Below are 16,224 nucleotides of genomic sequence, written 5' to 3'. Positions count from 1 at the left end.
AAAGAGAGGCTTTCGCCTCTCTTTTCCGTCAGCCCTCAGGCACCTGACAAACGCTGCAAGGCTTCCTGCAACTTGGTTTTCGCGGCCATCCATTCATCACGGCGCTCGCGATTTTCTTCGACAACCTCAGGGGCGGCACGAGCAACGAAATCGGGGTTGGCGAATTTCTTGTCTACCTTGGCGACTTCGCTCTCGACCCGGACGATTTCCTTTTCCAGGCGGGCCCGCTCCTTATCGACGTCGATGATACCGGCCAAGGGCAGGACCAGCGTCGCCTCGTCCACCACCATCTGCGCCGCCCCGTGCGAGAACGCCTGAGCCACACGCTGCGGATCGGCGGCGGTTTCCAGAACCGCCAGACGCGCCAGACGGTTGATCAGATCGGCATGGGTCTTGGCCCACTCGCCCTTGGCCGCCGTCAGGCCGGTCGCCAACAACTCGACCTGAGCCGACGGCGGAACGTTCATTTCCGAGCGGACGGCACGGATGGTCGAAATCATCCGAACCACCCAGTCCATTTCCTCTTCGGCGGCGCCATCATGCAATCCCGGCAAAACCGGCCACGGCCGCAACATCAATTGCGTGTCGCGATTCCCCATCTGCGACCACAATTCTTCGGTGATGAAGGGCATGAACGGATGCAGGATGTGCAAGATGCTGTCCAGAACCCAGGCGGCGGTAGCACGGGTTTCCGCCTTGGCCGCCTCGTCGGTACCGCCAAAGATCGGCTTGGCGAATTCCAAGTACCAATCGCAGAACGTTCCCCAGACAAATTGATAGGCCGCATTGGCGGCGGCATCGTAACGATAGCCGGCCAAAGCCTGGGCCACCTTGTCGGCGGTCTCGGCGACCTTGCCGACAACCCAACGGTTGACGATTTCCTTAACCGCATCTGGCGCGAAGCCATCAACCGGCGCACATTCGTTCATCTGACAAAAACGGGCGGCGTTCCAGAGCTTGGTGGCGAAGTTGCGATATCCCTCGACCCGGTTTTCCGCCAGCTTGATGTCACGGCCCTGGGCCGCCAAAGCAGCCAGGGTGAAGCGCACCGCGTCGCAGCCGAATTTGTCCATCAGCACCAGGGGATCGATGACGTTGCCTTTGGACTTCGACATCTTCTGGCCCTTTTCGTCGCGGACCAGAGCGTGGATATAGATGTCCTTGAACGGCACGTCGCCCATGAAATGCAGCCCCATCATCATCATCCGGGCAACCCAGAAGAAGATGATGTCGAAGCCGGTCACCAGGACGTCGGTAGGGTAATAACGCTTCAGTTCCGGCGTTTCCTGTGGCCAGCCCAAAGTCGAGAACGGCCATAGCGCCGACGAGAACCAGGTGTCGAGCACGTCGGTATCGCGGGTCAACTCGACCGCCTTGCCATAATGGGCGGCGGCGGCGGCCAAAGCCTCGGCTTCCTGCTCTTCGACGAAGACATGGCCATCGGGGCCATACCAGGCGGGAACCTGATGCCCCCACCAAATCTGGCGCGACACGCACCACGGCTGGATGTTGCGCATCCATTCGTAATAAGTGTTTTCCCAATGCTTGGGATGGAATTTGGTTTTGCCGGTTTCCACCGCTTCCAGGGCCGGTTTGGCCAAGGTGGGGGCATCGACGTACCATTGATCGGTCAACCAAGGTTCAATAACGACGCCGGAACGATCACCATAAGGCACGGTATGCGGATTCGGCTCGACCTTATCGAGCAACTCCAGCTCTTCCATGGCGGCGATTATTTTCTTGCGGGCATCGTAACGATCCATGCCCCGATAGTCTTCGGGCACCGCATCGTTAAGCTTGGCGTCGCGATCAAAAATGTTGATCTGCGGCAAATCATGACGTTTGCCGACCTCGAAATCGTTGAAATCATGGGCTGGGGTGATCTTGACCGCGCCCGTTCCCTTGGTCGGATCGGAATATTCATCGGCGACGATGGGAATCAGGCGGCCGACGATGGGCAGACGCACCATCTTGCCAACCAGCGCGGCATAACGTTCATCCTCGGGATGGACGGCGACGGCGCTATCGCCCAGCATGGTCTCTGGACGGGTGGTGGCGACGGTGATGAACACCCCCTCCTCGCCTTCGACCGGATATTTGAAGTGCCACATATGGCCCTTCACTTCCCGCTGCTCCACTTCCAGATCGGAAATGGCGGTATGCAATTTGGGGTCCCAGTTGACCAAACGCTTGTCCCGATAGATCAGGCCCTGCTTGTACAAGGTGACGAACACCTTGCGCACCGCGTCGGACAGGCCCTCATCCATGGTGAAGCGCTCTTTCGCCCAATCGGGCGAGGCCCCCAGGCGACGCAATTGCCGGGTAATGGTGCCGCCCGATTCGGCCTTCCAGTCCCAAACACGCTCGATGAACTTGTCGCGGCCGAGGTCGTGACGGGTCACCCCTTGGGCTTCGAGCTGGCGTTCCACCACCATCTGCGTGGCGATACCGGCATGGTCGGTACCCGGTTGCCACAATGCGTCACGCCCGGCCATCCGGTGATAGCGGACCAAAACGTCTTGCAAGGTAAAGGTGAGGGCGTGGCCCATATGCAGGCTGCCGGTTACATTCGGCGGCGGCATCATGATCGTGTAGGGCGATCGGTTGGAATCGGTGCGAGCGGCGAACGCTCCCGACTTTTCCCATTGCTCGTAGTGCTTGGGCTCAACCTCTGACGGGCGATACGTCTTGTCCAGCATGACCGGATTGGTCCTTAACTTTGTGTTCGGGAACTTATTTCTGACGAAGACAAAAGAACGGCGGCCCGGAAAGCCCGGGCCGCCTTGTCCTCGGACGGGCAAAGACTAAAGGTTCTCTGCGCGGTTTACCATCTTCTCGATTTCTTTCTTAACGAGACGCTCGATCATGTAGGGCAGGTTCTCGTCAAGCCATTCCTTGAGAATGGGGCGCAACAACTCGCGCACCATGTCTTCCAGGGTCACGCCACCATTGCCGATACCGATGGCCCGTGCCCGCACGATTTCGCGGGCCAGATCCGACAATAGCGATGTGCTGCGGTCGGCAACCGGGCGCGACACCAGCAATTCGTCATCCATAATGGGCGGCGGTGGCGGCCGCCGGGGCATGACCACGGGTTCCGGCTCGGGCTCCGGCTCGAAATTAAAGTCACTGCTATCGGCCGAAAAGTCGGCAATGTCGAAAGCCGGTTCCGGTTCATCAAGAACCATGTCTTCGGTCAGTTCGAGAACGTCTTCGTCCTCTTCCGGTTCGCTCAGAACAAGCGGTTCCGGCTCGGGTTCCGGTTCGGGGGCCGCCTGCGCGAACAGGGCATCGATATCGTCTTGCGGCAATGGGGCAGGAGCCGGAGCCGGTTCGGGTTCCGGCTCGGGTTCTGGTTCAGGCATGGGGGCCTTCACCTGTTCCTCAGCCTCGTCTTCCGACAGGATACGTCGGATCGAGGCGAGGATATCCTCCATTGAGGGTTCCTGTTGGGCCTTGTCGTCGCTCATGATTCGACCGTCCGATGCTCCCCCTTGTCCTAATCCTTAGGCAGAATGCCGAATGAATGAGGACAAATCGTTAAAATCTTCAACATCGCCACAAATGAAAGCGGGGGCTTTGTCAGCCCCCGGCTTCCTTATTCGTCGTACTTTTCGTTAATTCCGGTGCCGATCCAGCGACCGCGAACTTCGTTATAGTTCTTGGTCGGATCGTACACATCGACCGGCAACGTCAAGCCGTCAGCGGTCATTTCGCCCAGGGCTGATTTCAAGGTAAAAGCACTGACCGTTTCGTCACGTTGCGCCCGAACCAGATTGACGCGGGCGGTGAACAATTCCTGTTCCGCGTTCAAAACGTCCAAGACAGTGCGCGATCCGACCTTGGCTTCTTCCTCGACACCGGCCAAAGCCATGTCCGAAGCCCGCAATTGCGCTTCGAGCGAGCGGATCTTGCTCCGGTTCGAAGCCAGATCTTCCCAAGCCTTGGTCGCGCTTTCCAACGCATCGCGACGCGCCTTATCCGACTCGATCTTGCGACGACCGTAAGTGTGCTTGATCTCGCGCACCTGGGAATAGACGTCACCCGCCTCATAAAGCGGAATGCTCAATTTCAGAGTCGCGTCCAAGGTCCCGGTTTCGTTACCTTGTTGCGACGTCGAATGTCCTTGGCTGGCTTCACCAACCAAAGACAGTTCCGGCAGCAACTCACCGAATTTCAAATCAATGTCGTGCTTGGCCGCCTCGGTGATCCAGTCGGAATAGATCACGCTGGGATTCTTGGCCAAGGTGGTGGCCTTGACTTCCTCGAAGCTGCCCGGCACGGCAACCGCTTGGGTCGGCGCGGCCGGAGCCTCGGCCGGACGGCCGACGACGGTGATGAATTTCGCCCGCGAGTTCTGCAACGCCCCTTCGGCCGCGGCACGGTCGGCGATGGCGCCGGCCAAGCGCGCTTCGGCCTGGCTGACGTCAGTCCGGGTAATTTCACCAACGCGGAACCGTTCCTGCGCGGCGTCGAGCTGACGGCGCAAAACCTGTTCGTTATTGACGTTCAAATTTAACACGGCCTGATCGCGAACCACGTCCAGATACGCCGAGGCCGCACTCAGCAGAACCGTCTGCTCGTTGACCTGCAAATCGGCACGATTGGCCAAAACATTGGCTTCGGCCTTACGGGTTTCGGCAACGGTACGCCCACCACGATAAAGCGGCTGAGTGATCAGCAACGTCCCGCTCTCCGACGTCCGCCCCTGCTCGCGATTTTGCGAGCTGGTGTTGCTTTCGTACTTACCGCGCGCCACTTCTCCGCTCAGCGTCACTTTCGGACGCCAGTTGGACAGCGCCTGCGGCACCGCTTCGTCCGAGGCCCGCAATTGGGCACGACGCGCCAGCAAGGTCGGGTTCGTCGCATAAGCGGAAACCAGAACTTCTTCCAGCGTCTCAGCCGAAACACTCAGCGGAGCCGCCAAGCCAACGACGACGGCGGCAACGCCCGCCAATAAACACGCTTTCCTCATTCCGCACCTTCCAGCAATGTCAGACCGCCCCAACCCTCTACGGCACTAAGACTCTCTTGGAACAATAACCAGCCAGGACAAAAGATCAAGAAATATTGCACCCTCAGTCAAGATGAATTGACCAAACCGTTGCGTCAGTGCAACAGGCCTTGAGCGGCTTAAAAATTGGCTGAAATCCATGCGCCGGAAAACAAAAGGGCTGGTCGATTGTCGACCAGCCCGGCGGAACGGATATTTACGAAGCATTAACCTTCATTGCAAAAGCGATATCGATTAACGCTGCTGCCAATGTCAGAACACGAACTTGGTCTTGGCGGCAAAGCCGGGCAGCAGCGGAATACGGGCATCAAACAATTGGCGGCGCCCCCAGGTGTCGCCAACCCGCACCACCAAGGTGCCGCGACCGATCCCCCGCCCGCCATCGACGATGGCGACCAAGCGGCCGCCTTCGCCTAATTGCCGGCAAATCGAAGCCGGAACGTCGGCGATCGCCCCAGAAAAAACAATGACATCGTAGGGGGCCTGGGCCGGATAGCCCAAATCCAGCGGACCCTGCACGACGGCAGCATTATCAATGCCCAATTCGCTAAGGGATGTATTGGCCTTGGCGACCCAGTCACTGTCGCATTCCAGCGACACCACCGTTTGCGACAGCCGGGACAGCACCGCCGTGGAATAGCCCGGCGCGTCACCGATATTAAGCACGACATCGGTCGGCTTGATCCGCGCCGCCTCAAGCAGGCGGGCCAGGGCCAGCGGCTCAATGATCACCCGGCCGCCGCCGATATCCAGATCCTCGTCCACATAGGCGAATCCACGCATGGCCTTGGGCACGAAACTTTCCCGTGGAATGTCGGCTAAAGCGGCGATCACCGCCGGGTCGAGAACCCGGTTGGTGCGAATTTGGCATTCGATCATGTTATGGCGTGCGGCGGAGAAGTTCATCGCGGGCTCCTCAGAATCAAAGGGGCGCAGCTAGCGTCGCCCAAATTTTTTGGCGGGTATCAAGCCGCCTTATAATCCCCAGGCCAACGAAACTCAATGCCCGGCGCCGACGGAAAGATTTATGAAAAAAAGTCGAAAACACCTGCTTGACCGACACCAACAAGGCGCGTATAAGCACGGTCCTCACGCCGGGCACTACTGGTGACGGCAGGTGGGCCGGATGGCAGAGTGGTGATGCAGCGGACTGCAAATCCGCGAACGTCGGTTCAATTCCGGCTCCGGCCTCCATCGCTTCGATTAGGAAGCCGGGCGTGAGAAAGAGCGAGCTTCCAGGTCCTTGCTTCGGCAAGGCTCCTGATCCGGAGTAGCTCAGCGGTAGAGCAGCCGGCTGTTAACCGGCTGGTCGGGGGTTCGAATCCCTCCTCCGGAGCCAAAGAAAGGCCGGACCCGTAAGGGTCCGGCCTTTTCGTTTGTTTGATCCGGGCGTAAGCTTATTTTCCAGAGAGGGAAATTACGTCCGGAGAACCGCCATGATCGAAGTCCGGATACACGGACGCGGCGGCCAGGGAAACGTTGTCGCGGCTTATTTGCTGGCCACGGCGGCATTCGAGACTGGCCGACATTGCCAAGCCTTTCCATCCTTCGGCGCCGAACGGCGCGGGGCGCCGGTCACCGCCTTCGTCCGCATCGCCGATCACCCGATCCGCCGCCGCTGCCAAGTCGCCACCCCGGCTTTTCTGGTGGTGCAAGATGCCGGCCTGCTCCATATCCCGGCGACGCTGGATGGCCTGATCGCCGGGGGCGGCATCTTGGTCAATTCCCCCCGGACGTCAGCCGAGTTGACACAGGAATACGCCCGCCCGATGACCGCCCTGCCGGCGACCGCCCTGGCCCAAGATATCCTGGGCCGCCCGGTTCCCAATGTGGCGTTGCTGTCGGCCTTTTTGGCGCTGACCGGCTTGATGCCGGCAGAAGCGCTGGTCAAGGCGCTGGCGCATCGCTTCAAGGGCGATGTTCTTGACCGCAACACCCGCCTGATCGAGGCCGTGACCCATCACGTCGCGGCCGGGGCATGGAAGGAGATCGCCCATGCTTGAAGCCCTGGAAGGCTCGGCCGCTGTCGCCCGCGCCGTCGCCCGCTGTCGGCCCGGCGTGGTCGCCGCCTATCCCATCACCCCGCAAACCCATATCGTCGAGAACATCTCGAAATTGGTTGCCGACGGCAAGCTGCACACCGAATTGGTCAGTGTGGAAAGCGAGTTTTCCGCCGCCTCGGTCGCCTTGGGGGCCTCGGCGGCGGGATCGCGCGCCTATACCGCGTCGTCGTCGCAGGGCATCTTGTTGATGACCGAGGTGCTGTTCAATATCTCGGGCATGCGCCTGCCGGTGGTCCTGACCTGCGCCAATCGGGCCATCGGCGCCCCGATCAATATCTGGAACGATCATTCCGATTCCATGGCGGTGCGGGATTGCGGCTGGATTCAATTACATTGCGCCGACAACCAAGAAGCGGTGGATACCTCGATCCAGGCTTTTCGCATCGCTGAAGCCGCCGAATTGCCGGTGATGGTGTGCATGGACGGATTCGTTCTGACCCATACCCTGGAGACCCTGGAAATCCCCGACCAGGATATGGTCGATCAATACCTGCCGCCATTTCATTTCGGCCGCATGCTTGACCCTCGCAATCCTTTGTCCCTGGGGACTCTGGTTGGGCCGGAATATTTTTCCGAAACCCGCCATCTGGCCCATCAGGCCCTGCTCGACGCCGCGTCAATCATTGTTGACGCGGATCGCCAATGGCAGGAGCTGAGCGGGCGCTCGGCCGGCGGCTTGCTGACGGTGGAAGGACCAAAAGACGCCAGGATCGGCGTGCTGGCCATGGGGTCGCTGGTCTCGACCTTCCGGGCGGCGATGGAGGGGACGCAAACCAGCGCGCCGGGCCGATTGATCAATCTACGGGCGTTCCGTCCGCTGCCGGTCGATTCCCTGCGTCAAGCTTGTGACGGCTTAAGCGATCTGGTGGTGGTTGATCGGGCAATTTCTCCTGGTTTCGGTGGTGTTCTGGGCGGGGAAATCAGGGCCGCCCTGTCGGGCATGACCCAGGCGCCGCGTATTCATAATGTCGCCATCGGCTTGGGGGGCCGCGATGTGCCGATGGAAATGTGGGGGCGCCTGCTGAATGTTCCGGCCGAGGACGCGGGGTTTCGTATCCTTGACCTTGAACCGGCCAAGCTGGGAGATGCGTCATGAACCAAACCCCCAACGACCCCCGTTCGCGTCAACCACGGTTTCGCGGCCTGGAAGCGGGTCATCGCGCCTGCCAGGGCTGTGGCGAGGCCCTGGCGGCTCGCCTGGTCACCGAAGCCGCCGGCCCCGATGTCATCTTGACCAATGCCACCGGCTGCCTGGAAGTATTCACCACTTCGTGGCCGCAATCGGCATGGCGGGTGCCATGGCTGCATTCCTTGTTCGAGAATTCCGCCGCCATCGCCTCTGGCGTCGAAGCCGCGCTCAAGGCCCAGGGCCGCCGCAGCAAGGTCATCGCCATGGGCGGCGATGGCGGCACCTTCGACATCGGCTTTCAGGCGTTGTCAGGCATGTTGGAGCGCATGCACAACGTTCTCTACGTCTGTTACGATAACGAAGCGTATATGAATACCGGTATTCAACGATCAAGCTCGACCCCGCATGCGGCCATGACCACCACCTCGCCGCCGGGCAAGGAACGGATGGGCAAACGGCACCTGAAAAAGGATTTGCTGTCGATCATCGCCGCCCATCACATCCCCTATGCCGCCAGCGCCTCGGTCGCCTATCCGCAAGACCTGCGGCGCAAGGTTCGTCGGGCCATGGAAATCGACGGCCCCACTTTCTTGCTGGTGCACTCTCCTTGTCCGTTGGGATGGGGTCATGACGGTAGCGAAACAATCCAGGTAGCCCGCTTAGCGGTGCAATGTGGCTTGTTCCCGCTGGTGGAACTGGAACGCGGCGAAGTGGCTTCGGTCATGCCGCTACGCCAGAAAGCACCGGTCACCGAGTATCTGCGTTTGCAAACCCGCTTTCGTCATCTGTTTGTTGACGACGATCACCGGGCGCGCGAAGAGCGCGAGCATTTGCAGGCCTTGGCCGATTACAACGTCGAACGTTACGGCCTGACCGGCGACGGCGATGACCCCTTCGACGCCGACGGCGCCGATACGGTTCGTCGCGGCGGCCCGGCCCGAGCCTGAGACAGGGGAAAAGCCATGCCCACACCGATGAATCGCGGCGCTTTCGCCCAAGCCGGCTCGTCCCTGGCCTTCAAGACCGGGACGTGGCGCAGTGCCAAGCCGGTCCACGTTCACGCCACCGCGCCATGCCACGGCGCTTGTCCGGCAGGGGAAGACCAGCAAGCCTGGCTGGCCTTGTTGCAAGAGGGCAAGCCCCAACAGGCGTGGGAAAGGCTGGTCACCACCAACCCCTTGCCGGCAATCAGCGGTCGGGTCTGCCCGCATCCGTGCGAAAGCGCCTGCAATCGCGGCCAGTACGATCAACCCATCGCCATCCACGGGATTGAACGCTGGCTGGGTGACGAGGCGATCCGCCACAACTGGCCCTATCCCCGCCGCGCCGGCGATGCGCGCCCGGAACGGGTCGCGGTGGTCGGCGCCGGTCCCGCCGGCTTATCGGCGGCCTATCATCTGGCGCAGCGGAAATTCAACGTCGTTCTGTTCGATTCCCTGCCCGAGCCGGGTGGTTTATTGCGTTCCGCCATCCCCCCCACCCGCTTGCCGCGGTCGATCATCGACGCCGAGATCGGGCGCCTGTTGTCGCTGGGGATTGAATTTCGCCCCCGCACCGCCTTGGGCCGCGACGTCAGCTTGGATGATTTGCGGTCGGAATTCGACGCTGTTTTCCTTGGAATCGGCGCCGGCAAAAGCCGTCACTGGGATGTGGACGGCGCCGTCCCCGCCGATTTGCACGAAGGTTTAGCGCTGTTGCGGGAATGGCTGGCGGTCGGCGCCCTGCCCCACCCCAACGCCGTGGTCATTCACGGTGGCGGCAACACCGCCGTCGATTTGGCCCGAATCATGCGCCGCGCCGGCGTGCGCGATGTTCATGTGGTCACCGCCTCGGGTCTCCCCGGTCCGGGGACCGAAAGCGATGACGTTTTGAACGTGGTGCCGCGTGAATTGGAACAAGCCATCGAGGAAGGGGTGCAGTTCCACCCCCATCGCACCATCAACCGCCTGATCATGCGCGGTTCCAAGGTGGTCGGTGTCGAAATGGTGCGTCTGAAGAAACTCCCCGACGGCAATGGTCACAAGGCCCGCGTCTCGTTTGAAGGCACTGAAACCGTCTTGCATGTGGACATGGTGGTTCCGGCTATCGGCGAAGTGGTCGATCCCACCGGATTAGAAGCGATTTTGCGCCAGAAAGATTATCTGGGGGTCGATCGCTTTGGTCAGGTCAACGGCCATCCTGGCCTGTTTGCCGGCGGCGATGCCCGCGACGGGATAAAAGGCCATTCCAGCGGCACGGTCAGCGCCGCCATCGGCGATGGCCGTCGTGCCGCCGAAGGCATCGATGCCTTGCTGTCGGGCCGCGATGCCGACGAGGAAAAGCGCCCGGCCTTACCCTACACCGCGCTGAACCTGTCTTATTACGAATCCAGTCCCCGTATCGAATTGTCGACCCTGCCGCTGGAAAAACGTGACGACAGCAGCGAAATTGAAGGCGGTCCGAATACGGTTGACGCCTTGGCCGAGGCGCAACGCTGCTTTTCCTGCGGCAATTGCCTTGCTTGCGATAATTGCTGGACCTTGTGCCCTGACAATGCCGTGCTAAAGACGATGGAAACCGCCTCGGACGGCAGTCATTACCTGTTCGATTATGATTTCTGTAAAGGGTGCGGCCTGTGCGCCAAGGAATGCCCGTGCGGCTTTATCGCCATGAGCGAAGACGAATAGCGGGTTGGCGAAGCGGCCGGCACGGTGGATACTCTGCGTCGGAATTTATCGAGGACGCAGGTAATGATGAAACGACCCGCCATGCTGGTTTTCGCGTTGGGCCTGATCGCCGCGGACGCCTGGGCCGGTATCGATGAAGGCCTTTCCGCCTATCAGCGTAAGGACTGGCCGGTCGCCCTGCGCGAATTTGAACCCCTGGCGAAAACCGGCGACACCGTCGCCCAATCACGCTTGGGTCATATGCTATTGAACGGCAACGGCCTTGCCAAGGACCTGTTCCAGGCGGTCAAGCTCTTGACCGAAGCGGCGGAAAAGGGCGATGCCTTGGCCCAAAACACCCTGGGTGGCCTATATTTTCGTGGCAATGGCGTCGGCCGCGATCCAGCCCGCGCCCTGATCTGGTTCGGCCGCGCTGCCGAACAAAACCAACCCAATGCCTTGAATAACCTTGGCCAATTGTATTTCACCGGCAACGGCGTCGCTAAAAACGAGGCAAAAGCCTTGGAATACCTGCGCCGTGCCGCCGATATGGGGATTTCCGCCAGTTGGGAAAGCATCGGCATCGCCTATTGGCATGGTCGCGGCGTCCCCGTCGATAAGGCCGCGGCGTTACCATGGCTGAAAAAGGCGGCCGAACGCGGTCATCTTGTGGCTCAGAATTTGTATGGCGCCGCCTTGTGGACCGGTGACGCCGTCACCCAGGATCGGGCCGAGGCCGTGCGTTGGTTCGAGCGTTCCGGCGCCCAGGGCGATGCGGCATCCCTGCTGAATCTGGCTCATGTCAAGTTCGCGGAAAAAGACCTGGAAACCGCCTATTACTATTACATTTTGGCCGAGCGTCAGGCCAAAGCCAAGGAAAAGGCCAAATTCACCGCCGCCAAGGAAAAGGCCCGCCAGCAAGTCAACCCTGATCAGGAACGCCGGGCCAGCGAAAAAGCCGCCAATTGGTCGCCCCGTCAAAGCAGTCCGGGCGATGTCGGCGATGCCGCCACGGCCGAGGAAAAGGCCCCGCCCCGTCCCCAACGCACCGCCGGGTCCGGCCTGATGGTCAATCGCGACGGCACCGTGTTGACCAATTCCCATGTGGTCAAATCATGCCGCAATATTCGTGTCAGCCTGGGCGACGGCACCCAAGCCCAACCCGCCAGTCTGCTGGCCCGCGACGACGTTAATGATCTGGCGGTCCTGAACACCACGTTCCGCCCCGCCGACACCGCCCATTTCCGCGATGGCGCCCCCATGCGGTCGGGTGACAATGTCGTCGCCGTCGGCTTCCCTTTGTCGGCGCTGCTGTCACGCGAACCCAACATCACCGCCGGCGTCATTAGCGCCATGAACGGTCTGCGGGGCGACAAACGCCATTACCAAGTCACCGCGCCGATCCAGCGCGGCAATTCCGGCGGCCCCTTGGCCGATATGAACGGCAATGTGGTCGGCATCGTTGTTTCGACGCTCAATGCCATGAAGGTCGCCGATGCTTCCGGCGCGATCCCGCAAAACGTCAACTTCGCCATCAAGGCGGAACTGGCGCGCAAGTTCATGACCGATAACGGCGTCAACTTCGACAGCGCCCCCGCCGGCCCGATCCTATCGGTGGCCGATGTCGGCGACATCATCCGTAAGGTCGCCGTCTTCGTCGAATGCGAAGGCTGATCAGCCGAACTTGTAAAGAATACCGAAGCCGCCGCGCGGATAGGTCCATTCAATGTTGAAATTATCGTCGCAGATCACCCGACAGGTGCCACATTCCAGGCATCCGTCGGTGGTCAGCACCACCTTGCCGTTCTCTAATGCGTAACACGCGGCGGGACAGCAATAGGTGCATTGCTTGGCCGTGCACTGCCCCTCGCACACATCGGCACTGATGATGCTGATGTGGGGCCGGCCCTCATCGACACGATAGCGATTCTCGAAAAGCTTTTCTTCGACTTTGCTCATCGGAACGACCTCACCAGCTTGATGGCGTCACCCAGCAACCCCAGACGCGAACGGCGCTTGACGAATTCGCCGGCGATTTCCTTTTCCTTACTCTTCTTGTCGATGCCATCGACCTTAAGGATGGTGGCGGCAGCCTTGTTAAGAAGCTCGGGATAGGTGGTGAAGAATTGAGGATTTGCATGAAAAATCTCAGGCATGTTCCTGTATTTCTTCAAATCTTTCATGACAAAGCTTTCTTCCAGCGCCTTCCGATAGGCCGCCAGATGGGGGGCCGTGAACGGCTTGCCCTCTTCCTTCAGCTTCAAGATGGTCTCGGCCGCCAGACGGCCCGACGTCATCGCCAGATTGGACCCTTCACGGTGCACCGCATTGACGAAACCACCGGAATCACCAACGATCAGCCAGCCATTGCCATGGACCTGGGGAATGGCCTTGTAGCCGCCCTCGGGGATCAGATGGGCGGAATATTCCTTGACCTCTGACCCCGCGATCAACGGCTTGATCGCCGGATGCATCTTCATGGCGTCCAGCAAATCATAGGGGGTGATGCCGCCTTTCTTGAAATCATCGGCCATGCAGCCGATGCCCAACGCGATGGATTCGCGGTTGGTGTACAAGAAGCCGGTCCCCATCATGCCCTTGGTGATCTTGCCGAACAGCTCGATGACGACGCCCTCGTCATTGGCGATGTTAAAGCGTTGCTCGATCACTTCCTTGGGCAGGAAATGCATTTCCTTGACCGCCAAGGCGACATCGGCAGCCTTGATCGTCGGGCGCAGACCGGCCTTGGTGGCGATCAGCGAGTTGACGCCATCGGCCAGAACAACGACATCGGCCAAGATATCGCCGCCGACGCGATCGGTGCGGACGCCAATCACCTTGCCGTCTTGTTGGATCAAGTCCAAGACGGTGGCTTCGCAGATCAGCAGCACGCCGGCATCGGTGGCCTTTTTCGACATCCAGCGGTCGATGTTGGCGCGAATAACCGTATAGCGGGTCGGCGGCTCGTCCTTTTTCTTCACCCCGCGATAATTCGACCCCACATAGGTTTCGTCATCAAGAACCCACATGCGTTGCTCGATGATCGGGCGTTCCAGCGGCGCCTGACGGCGGCAATTGGGGATGACCTGTTCCAGCGCCTCGGCATAAAGAATGGCGCCTTGGACGTTTTTCGAACCGGGATATTCCCCACGCTCGAGTTGCAGCACCTTCAGACCAGCCCGCGCCATGACCAGGGCGGCGGCGTTGCCCGAAGGTCCGGCGCCGATGACGATGGCGTCAAATTTCTCGGCCATTGTTCTTATCTCCTATTGAGCCGCCTTGCGGGCCGCCAAACGCTCTTGCAGCGCTTCGGTCAGGGCCGGCAGGATTTGCAACGCATCGCCAACGATGCCGTAGGTGGCAAAATCGAAGATGGGGGCGTTGGGATCGCTGTTGATGGCGATGATGATATCGGCCCCTTCCACCCCCACCCGGTGCTGAATGGCGCCGGAAATGCCGGCGGCGATATACAGCTTGGGACGAATGGTCTTGCCGGTCTGGCCGATCTGGCGATCGGCGGCAATCCAGCCGGCGTGGGTGACCGGACGCGACCCGCCGTAATCCCCGCCCAGAACCGCGGCCAAATCTTGCACCAGCTTGAAATTCTCGGGCTTGCCCAGGCCGCGGCCGCCGGCGACGACGATGTCGGCATAGGCCAATTGGGCTTTTTCCGCATCCGAATCGGGGATGAAGGATAAGATCTTGGTGATGACGTCTTCTTCCGCCACTTTCGGCTGATGCTCGATGATGGCGCCGCGCTTACCGGCAACACGATCGGGCATGGCCATGACGCGCGGGCGGATGGTGGCCATTTGCGGCCGATATTCCAGCGTATGGATAGTGCAAAGCAAAGAACCGCCAAAGGTCGGACGGGTCGCAGCCAGCGAGCGGGTCTCGTCGTCGATCCGCAATTCGGTGCAATCGGCGGTCAGCCCGGTGGCCAAGGTGGTGGCCAGGGCCCCGGCCAGATCGCGGCCCAAGGTGGTGGCGCCCAGCAACATGATTTCCGGCTTGAAGGTACTGACCAGATCGGTCAGTCCGGCGGTATAGGGATCGGTGCGGTAATCGCTCAGCACCTCGCCGCGCATCAGATAGACGGTGTCGGCGCCGTATTCGCACGCTTCGTCGCAAGCGGCCAAGGTCGCCGGAGCATCCGGGCCCAAGACGACGCCCGATAACGGCACCCCCAGATGAGTGGCCAATTTGCGCCCCTCGCCCAGCAATTCCCACGACACCGGGTGAACCTTGCCGCGTTCCAGTTCGACGAACACCCAGACACCGTGATAGACGCTGAGATCCGCGCCGGCGCCACGACGCGGAGCAGCGGCGACGGGGGTCTGTTCCTGATCCTGGTCCTCGGCGCTCATTGTCCGATCTCCATCTCAAGCTTGGGGTGTTTGGCGAAGACGCTGTTCAGCAGGGCATCGGCGACTTCGCGCGCGCTCTTGTCCTCGGTCTTGATCATCTCCGCTTTCACCGCCTTGGCTGGCGGCGCGAACACCTTTTTCACCACGGTGGGCGAGCCCTTGAGGCCGCATTGGGTGGTGGCGGTGATGCCGGCGGCCTTGTGATCCCATTCCGCCACCTCGTAACGGGCGGCACGGAACAGATCCTCCATGGTGCCAAAGCGCATGGTATTGGTGCCCTCAAGCATGGTCACCAGACACGGCAACTTGGTTTGAAGCACTTGCACCCCGCCTTCGGAGCGACGATGGGCGACGATTTCGCGCTTTTCCAGATCGACCGTTTCCACCTGGGCCACATAGGTCAATTGCTGCATGCCCAGACGACGGGCGATGCCCGGCCCCACCTGAGCGGTATCACCGTCGATGGTCTGCTTGCCGCAAAACACCATATCGACGGGCTGGGTTTCACCAATCTTGGCGATGGTCGAAGCCAAGGCGAACGACGTCGCCAGGGTATCAGAGCCGGCAAACACCTTGTCGGTCAGCAAGATAGCGTCATCAGCGCCATAGCTGATGCACTTCTTCAGCGCCTCGATGGCCATTTTCGGCCCCATGGTGATCACCGTGACCTTGCCGCCAAACTGGTCGCGCAGGCGAAGCGCCTCTTCCAGGGAAAACAGGTCATAGGGATTGATGATGGTCGGCACACCCTGGCGCATGATGGTGTTGGTGACCGGATGAACGCGAATTTGCGCGCTGTCCGGAACCTGCTTGATGCAGACGACGATATGCATTTCGTTCCCTTTCCCGCCAACCGCGCCCTGGTGCGGTCGGAGCCAATCCCTAATAAAGAACCCCGTGTTTATTCAGCAAGGCCGCCCCGGAGTAAAGCGGTAATCCAATGCCAAGTCGTTGATAGCACGCCCTCCGAACCCACCGACAGGCGCGGACCGAATGGGTGTCATGC

General features: G+C 60.6%; 13 protein-coding genes and 2 tRNA genes. 7 read left to right on the top strand and 8 right to left on the bottom strand.

The annotated features are described in order from the left end of the window. Nucleotides 1–35 precede the first annotated feature (35 nt). The 4 genes from KEC16_RS02115 to KEC16_RS02100 form a co-directional block, all read right to left on the bottom strand. Nucleotides 36–2,699 carry a valine--tRNA ligase gene (locus KEC16_RS02115; protein ID WP_211545995.1) on the bottom strand — a complete coding sequence of 888 codons (2,664 nt, stop codon included), beginning with the start codon at nucleotides 2,697–2,699 and terminating at the stop codon, nucleotides 36–38. A gap of 105 nt (nucleotides 2,700–2,804) precedes the next feature. Further along, entirely contained in the window at nucleotides 2,805–3,470 is a 666-nt protein-coding gene (locus KEC16_RS02110; RefSeq protein ID WP_211545994.1) for a DUF2497 domain-containing protein, read from the bottom strand. Between the two features lie 128 nt (nucleotides 3,471–3,598). Next, nucleotides 3,599–4,975 carry a TolC family outer membrane protein gene (locus KEC16_RS02105; RefSeq protein WP_211545993.1) on the bottom strand — a complete coding sequence of 459 codons (1,377 nt, stop codon included), beginning with the start codon at nucleotides 4,973–4,975 and terminating at the stop codon, nucleotides 3,599–3,601. A 291-nt stretch (nucleotides 4,976–5,266) separates the two neighbouring features. After that, complete coding sequence (locus KEC16_RS02100; protein WP_211545992.1) at nucleotides 5,267–5,920, bottom strand: protein-L-isoaspartate O-methyltransferase family protein; 654 nt, start codon at nucleotides 5,918–5,920, stop codon at nucleotides 5,267–5,269. A gap of 214 nt (nucleotides 5,921–6,134) precedes the next feature. Here KEC16_RS02100 and KEC16_RS02095 point away from each other — a divergent pair. The 7 genes from KEC16_RS02095 (at nucleotide 6,135) to KEC16_RS02065 (ending at nucleotide 12,525) form a co-directional block, all read left to right on the top strand. Next, nucleotides 6,135–6,208 (top strand) — tRNA-Cys (locus KEC16_RS02095). A gap of 70 nt (nucleotides 6,209–6,278) precedes the next feature. Then, nucleotides 6,279–6,353 (top strand) — tRNA-Asn (locus KEC16_RS02090). Between the two features lie 97 nt (nucleotides 6,354–6,450). Beyond that, nucleotides 6,451–7,017: a 2-oxoacid:acceptor oxidoreductase family protein gene (locus tag KEC16_RS02085; RefSeq protein WP_211545991.1), complete on the top strand. Its 567-nt coding sequence runs from the start codon at nucleotides 6,451–6,453 to the stop codon at nucleotides 7,015–7,017. Beyond that, complete coding sequence (locus KEC16_RS02080; RefSeq protein ID WP_211545990.1) at nucleotides 7,010–8,173, top strand: hypothetical protein; 1,164 nt, start codon at nucleotides 7,010–7,012, stop codon at nucleotides 8,171–8,173. The genes KEC16_RS02085 and KEC16_RS02080 overlap by 8 nt, the downstream gene beginning before the upstream one ends. After that, the gene (locus KEC16_RS02075) at nucleotides 8,170–9,153 is read left to right on the top strand and encodes a thiamine pyrophosphate-dependent enzyme (RefSeq protein WP_211545989.1); all 984 of its coding nucleotides are present in this window, start codon (nucleotides 8,170–8,172) and stop codon (nucleotides 9,151–9,153) included. The genes KEC16_RS02080 and KEC16_RS02075 overlap by 4 nt, the downstream gene beginning before the upstream one ends. Before the next feature lie 15 nt (nucleotides 9,154–9,168). Continuing rightward, entirely contained in the window at nucleotides 9,169–10,872 is a 1,704-nt protein-coding gene (locus KEC16_RS02070; RefSeq protein WP_211545988.1) for an FAD-dependent oxidoreductase, read from the top strand. Between the two features lie 63 nt (nucleotides 10,873–10,935). Beyond that, the gene (locus KEC16_RS02065; RefSeq protein WP_211545987.1) at nucleotides 10,936–12,525 is read left to right on the top strand and encodes a trypsin-like peptidase domain-containing protein; all 1,590 of its coding nucleotides are present in this window, start codon (nucleotides 10,936–10,938) and stop codon (nucleotides 12,523–12,525) included. Here the strand turns inward: KEC16_RS02065 and KEC16_RS02060 are convergent, their stop codons facing one another. The 4 genes from KEC16_RS02060 to KEC16_RS02045 are packed head-to-tail and all read right to left on the bottom strand — an operon-like array spanning nucleotide 12,526 to nucleotide 16,051. Beyond that, nucleotides 12,526–12,810, bottom strand: coding sequence for a ferredoxin family protein (locus KEC16_RS02060; protein WP_211545986.1), 285 nt, complete (start codon nucleotides 12,808–12,810; stop codon nucleotides 12,526–12,528). Continuing rightward, entirely contained in the window at nucleotides 12,807–14,105 is a 1,299-nt protein-coding gene (locus KEC16_RS02055; RefSeq protein WP_211545985.1) for an FAD-dependent monooxygenase, read from the bottom strand. Before KEC16_RS02055 ends, KEC16_RS02060 begins: the two co-directional genes overlap by 4 nt. A 12-nt stretch (nucleotides 14,106–14,117) precedes the next feature. Then, nucleotides 14,118–15,218, bottom strand: coding sequence for an electron transfer flavoprotein subunit alpha/FixB family protein (locus KEC16_RS02050; protein ID WP_211545984.1), 1,101 nt, complete (start codon nucleotides 15,216–15,218; stop codon nucleotides 14,118–14,120). Then, on the bottom strand, nucleotides 15,215–16,051 hold the full coding sequence (locus tag KEC16_RS02045; RefSeq protein ID WP_211545983.1) for an electron transfer flavoprotein subunit beta/FixA family protein: 837 nt from the start codon (nucleotides 16,049–16,051) through the stop codon (nucleotides 15,215–15,217). Before KEC16_RS02045 ends, KEC16_RS02050 begins: the two co-directional genes overlap by 4 nt. Nucleotides 16,052–16,224 lie beyond the last annotated feature (173 nt).

The sequence above is a fragment of the Magnetospirillum sulfuroxidans genome (assembly GCF_018224925.1).
In the GTDB taxonomy this organism is placed as follows: Bacteria; Pseudomonadota; Alphaproteobacteria; order Rhodospirillales; family Magnetospirillaceae; genus Magnetospirillum; species Magnetospirillum sulfuroxidans.
This window is presented reverse-complemented; position numbering and strand designations above follow the sequence as displayed.

Excerpts from the sequence above, each read along its gene's own strand:
- KEC16_RS02055 (WP_211545985.1), bottom strand. The coding sequence starts at position 14,105 with ATGGCCGAGAAATTTGACGCCATCGTCATCGGCGCCGGACCTTCGGGC.
- KEC16_RS02105 (WP_211545993.1), bottom strand. The coding sequence starts at position 4,975 with ATGAGGAAAGCGTGTTTATTGGCGGGCGTTGCCGCCGTCGTCGTTGGC.
- KEC16_RS02100 (WP_211545992.1), bottom strand. The coding sequence starts at position 5,920 with ATGAACTTCTCCGCCGCACGCCATAACATGATCGAATGCCAAATTCGC.
- KEC16_RS02045 (WP_211545983.1), bottom strand. The coding sequence starts at position 16,051 with ATGCATATCGTCGTCTGCATCAAGCAGGTTCCGGACAGCGCGCAAATT.
- KEC16_RS02070 (WP_211545988.1), top strand. The coding sequence starts at position 9,169 with ATGCCCACACCGATGAATCGCGGCGCTTTCGCCCAAGCCGGCTCGTCC.
- KEC16_RS02115 (WP_211545995.1), bottom strand. The coding sequence starts at position 2,699 with ATGCTGGACAAGACGTATCGCCCGTCAGAGGTTGAGCCCAAGCACTAC.
- KEC16_RS02080 (WP_211545990.1), top strand. The coding sequence starts at position 7,010 with ATGCTTGAAGCCCTGGAAGGCTCGGCCGCTGTCGCCCGCGCCGTCGCC.
- KEC16_RS02075 (WP_211545989.1), top strand. The coding sequence starts at position 8,170 with ATGAACCAAACCCCCAACGACCCCCGTTCGCGTCAACCACGGTTTCGC.
- KEC16_RS02110 (WP_211545994.1), bottom strand. The coding sequence starts at position 3,470 with ATGAGCGACGACAAGGCCCAACAGGAACCCTCAATGGAGGATATCCTC.
- KEC16_RS02085 (WP_211545991.1), top strand. The coding sequence starts at position 6,451 with ATGATCGAAGTCCGGATACACGGACGCGGCGGCCAGGGAAACGTTGTC.
- KEC16_RS02060 (WP_211545986.1), bottom strand. The coding sequence starts at position 12,810 with ATGAGCAAAGTCGAAGAAAAGCTTTTCGAGAATCGCTATCGTGTCGAT.
- KEC16_RS02065 (WP_211545987.1), top strand. The coding sequence starts at position 10,936 with ATGATGAAACGACCCGCCATGCTGGTTTTCGCGTTGGGCCTGATCGCC.
- KEC16_RS02050 (WP_211545984.1), bottom strand. The coding sequence starts at position 15,218 with ATGAGCGCCGAGGACCAGGATCAGGAACAGACCCCCGTCGCCGCTGCT.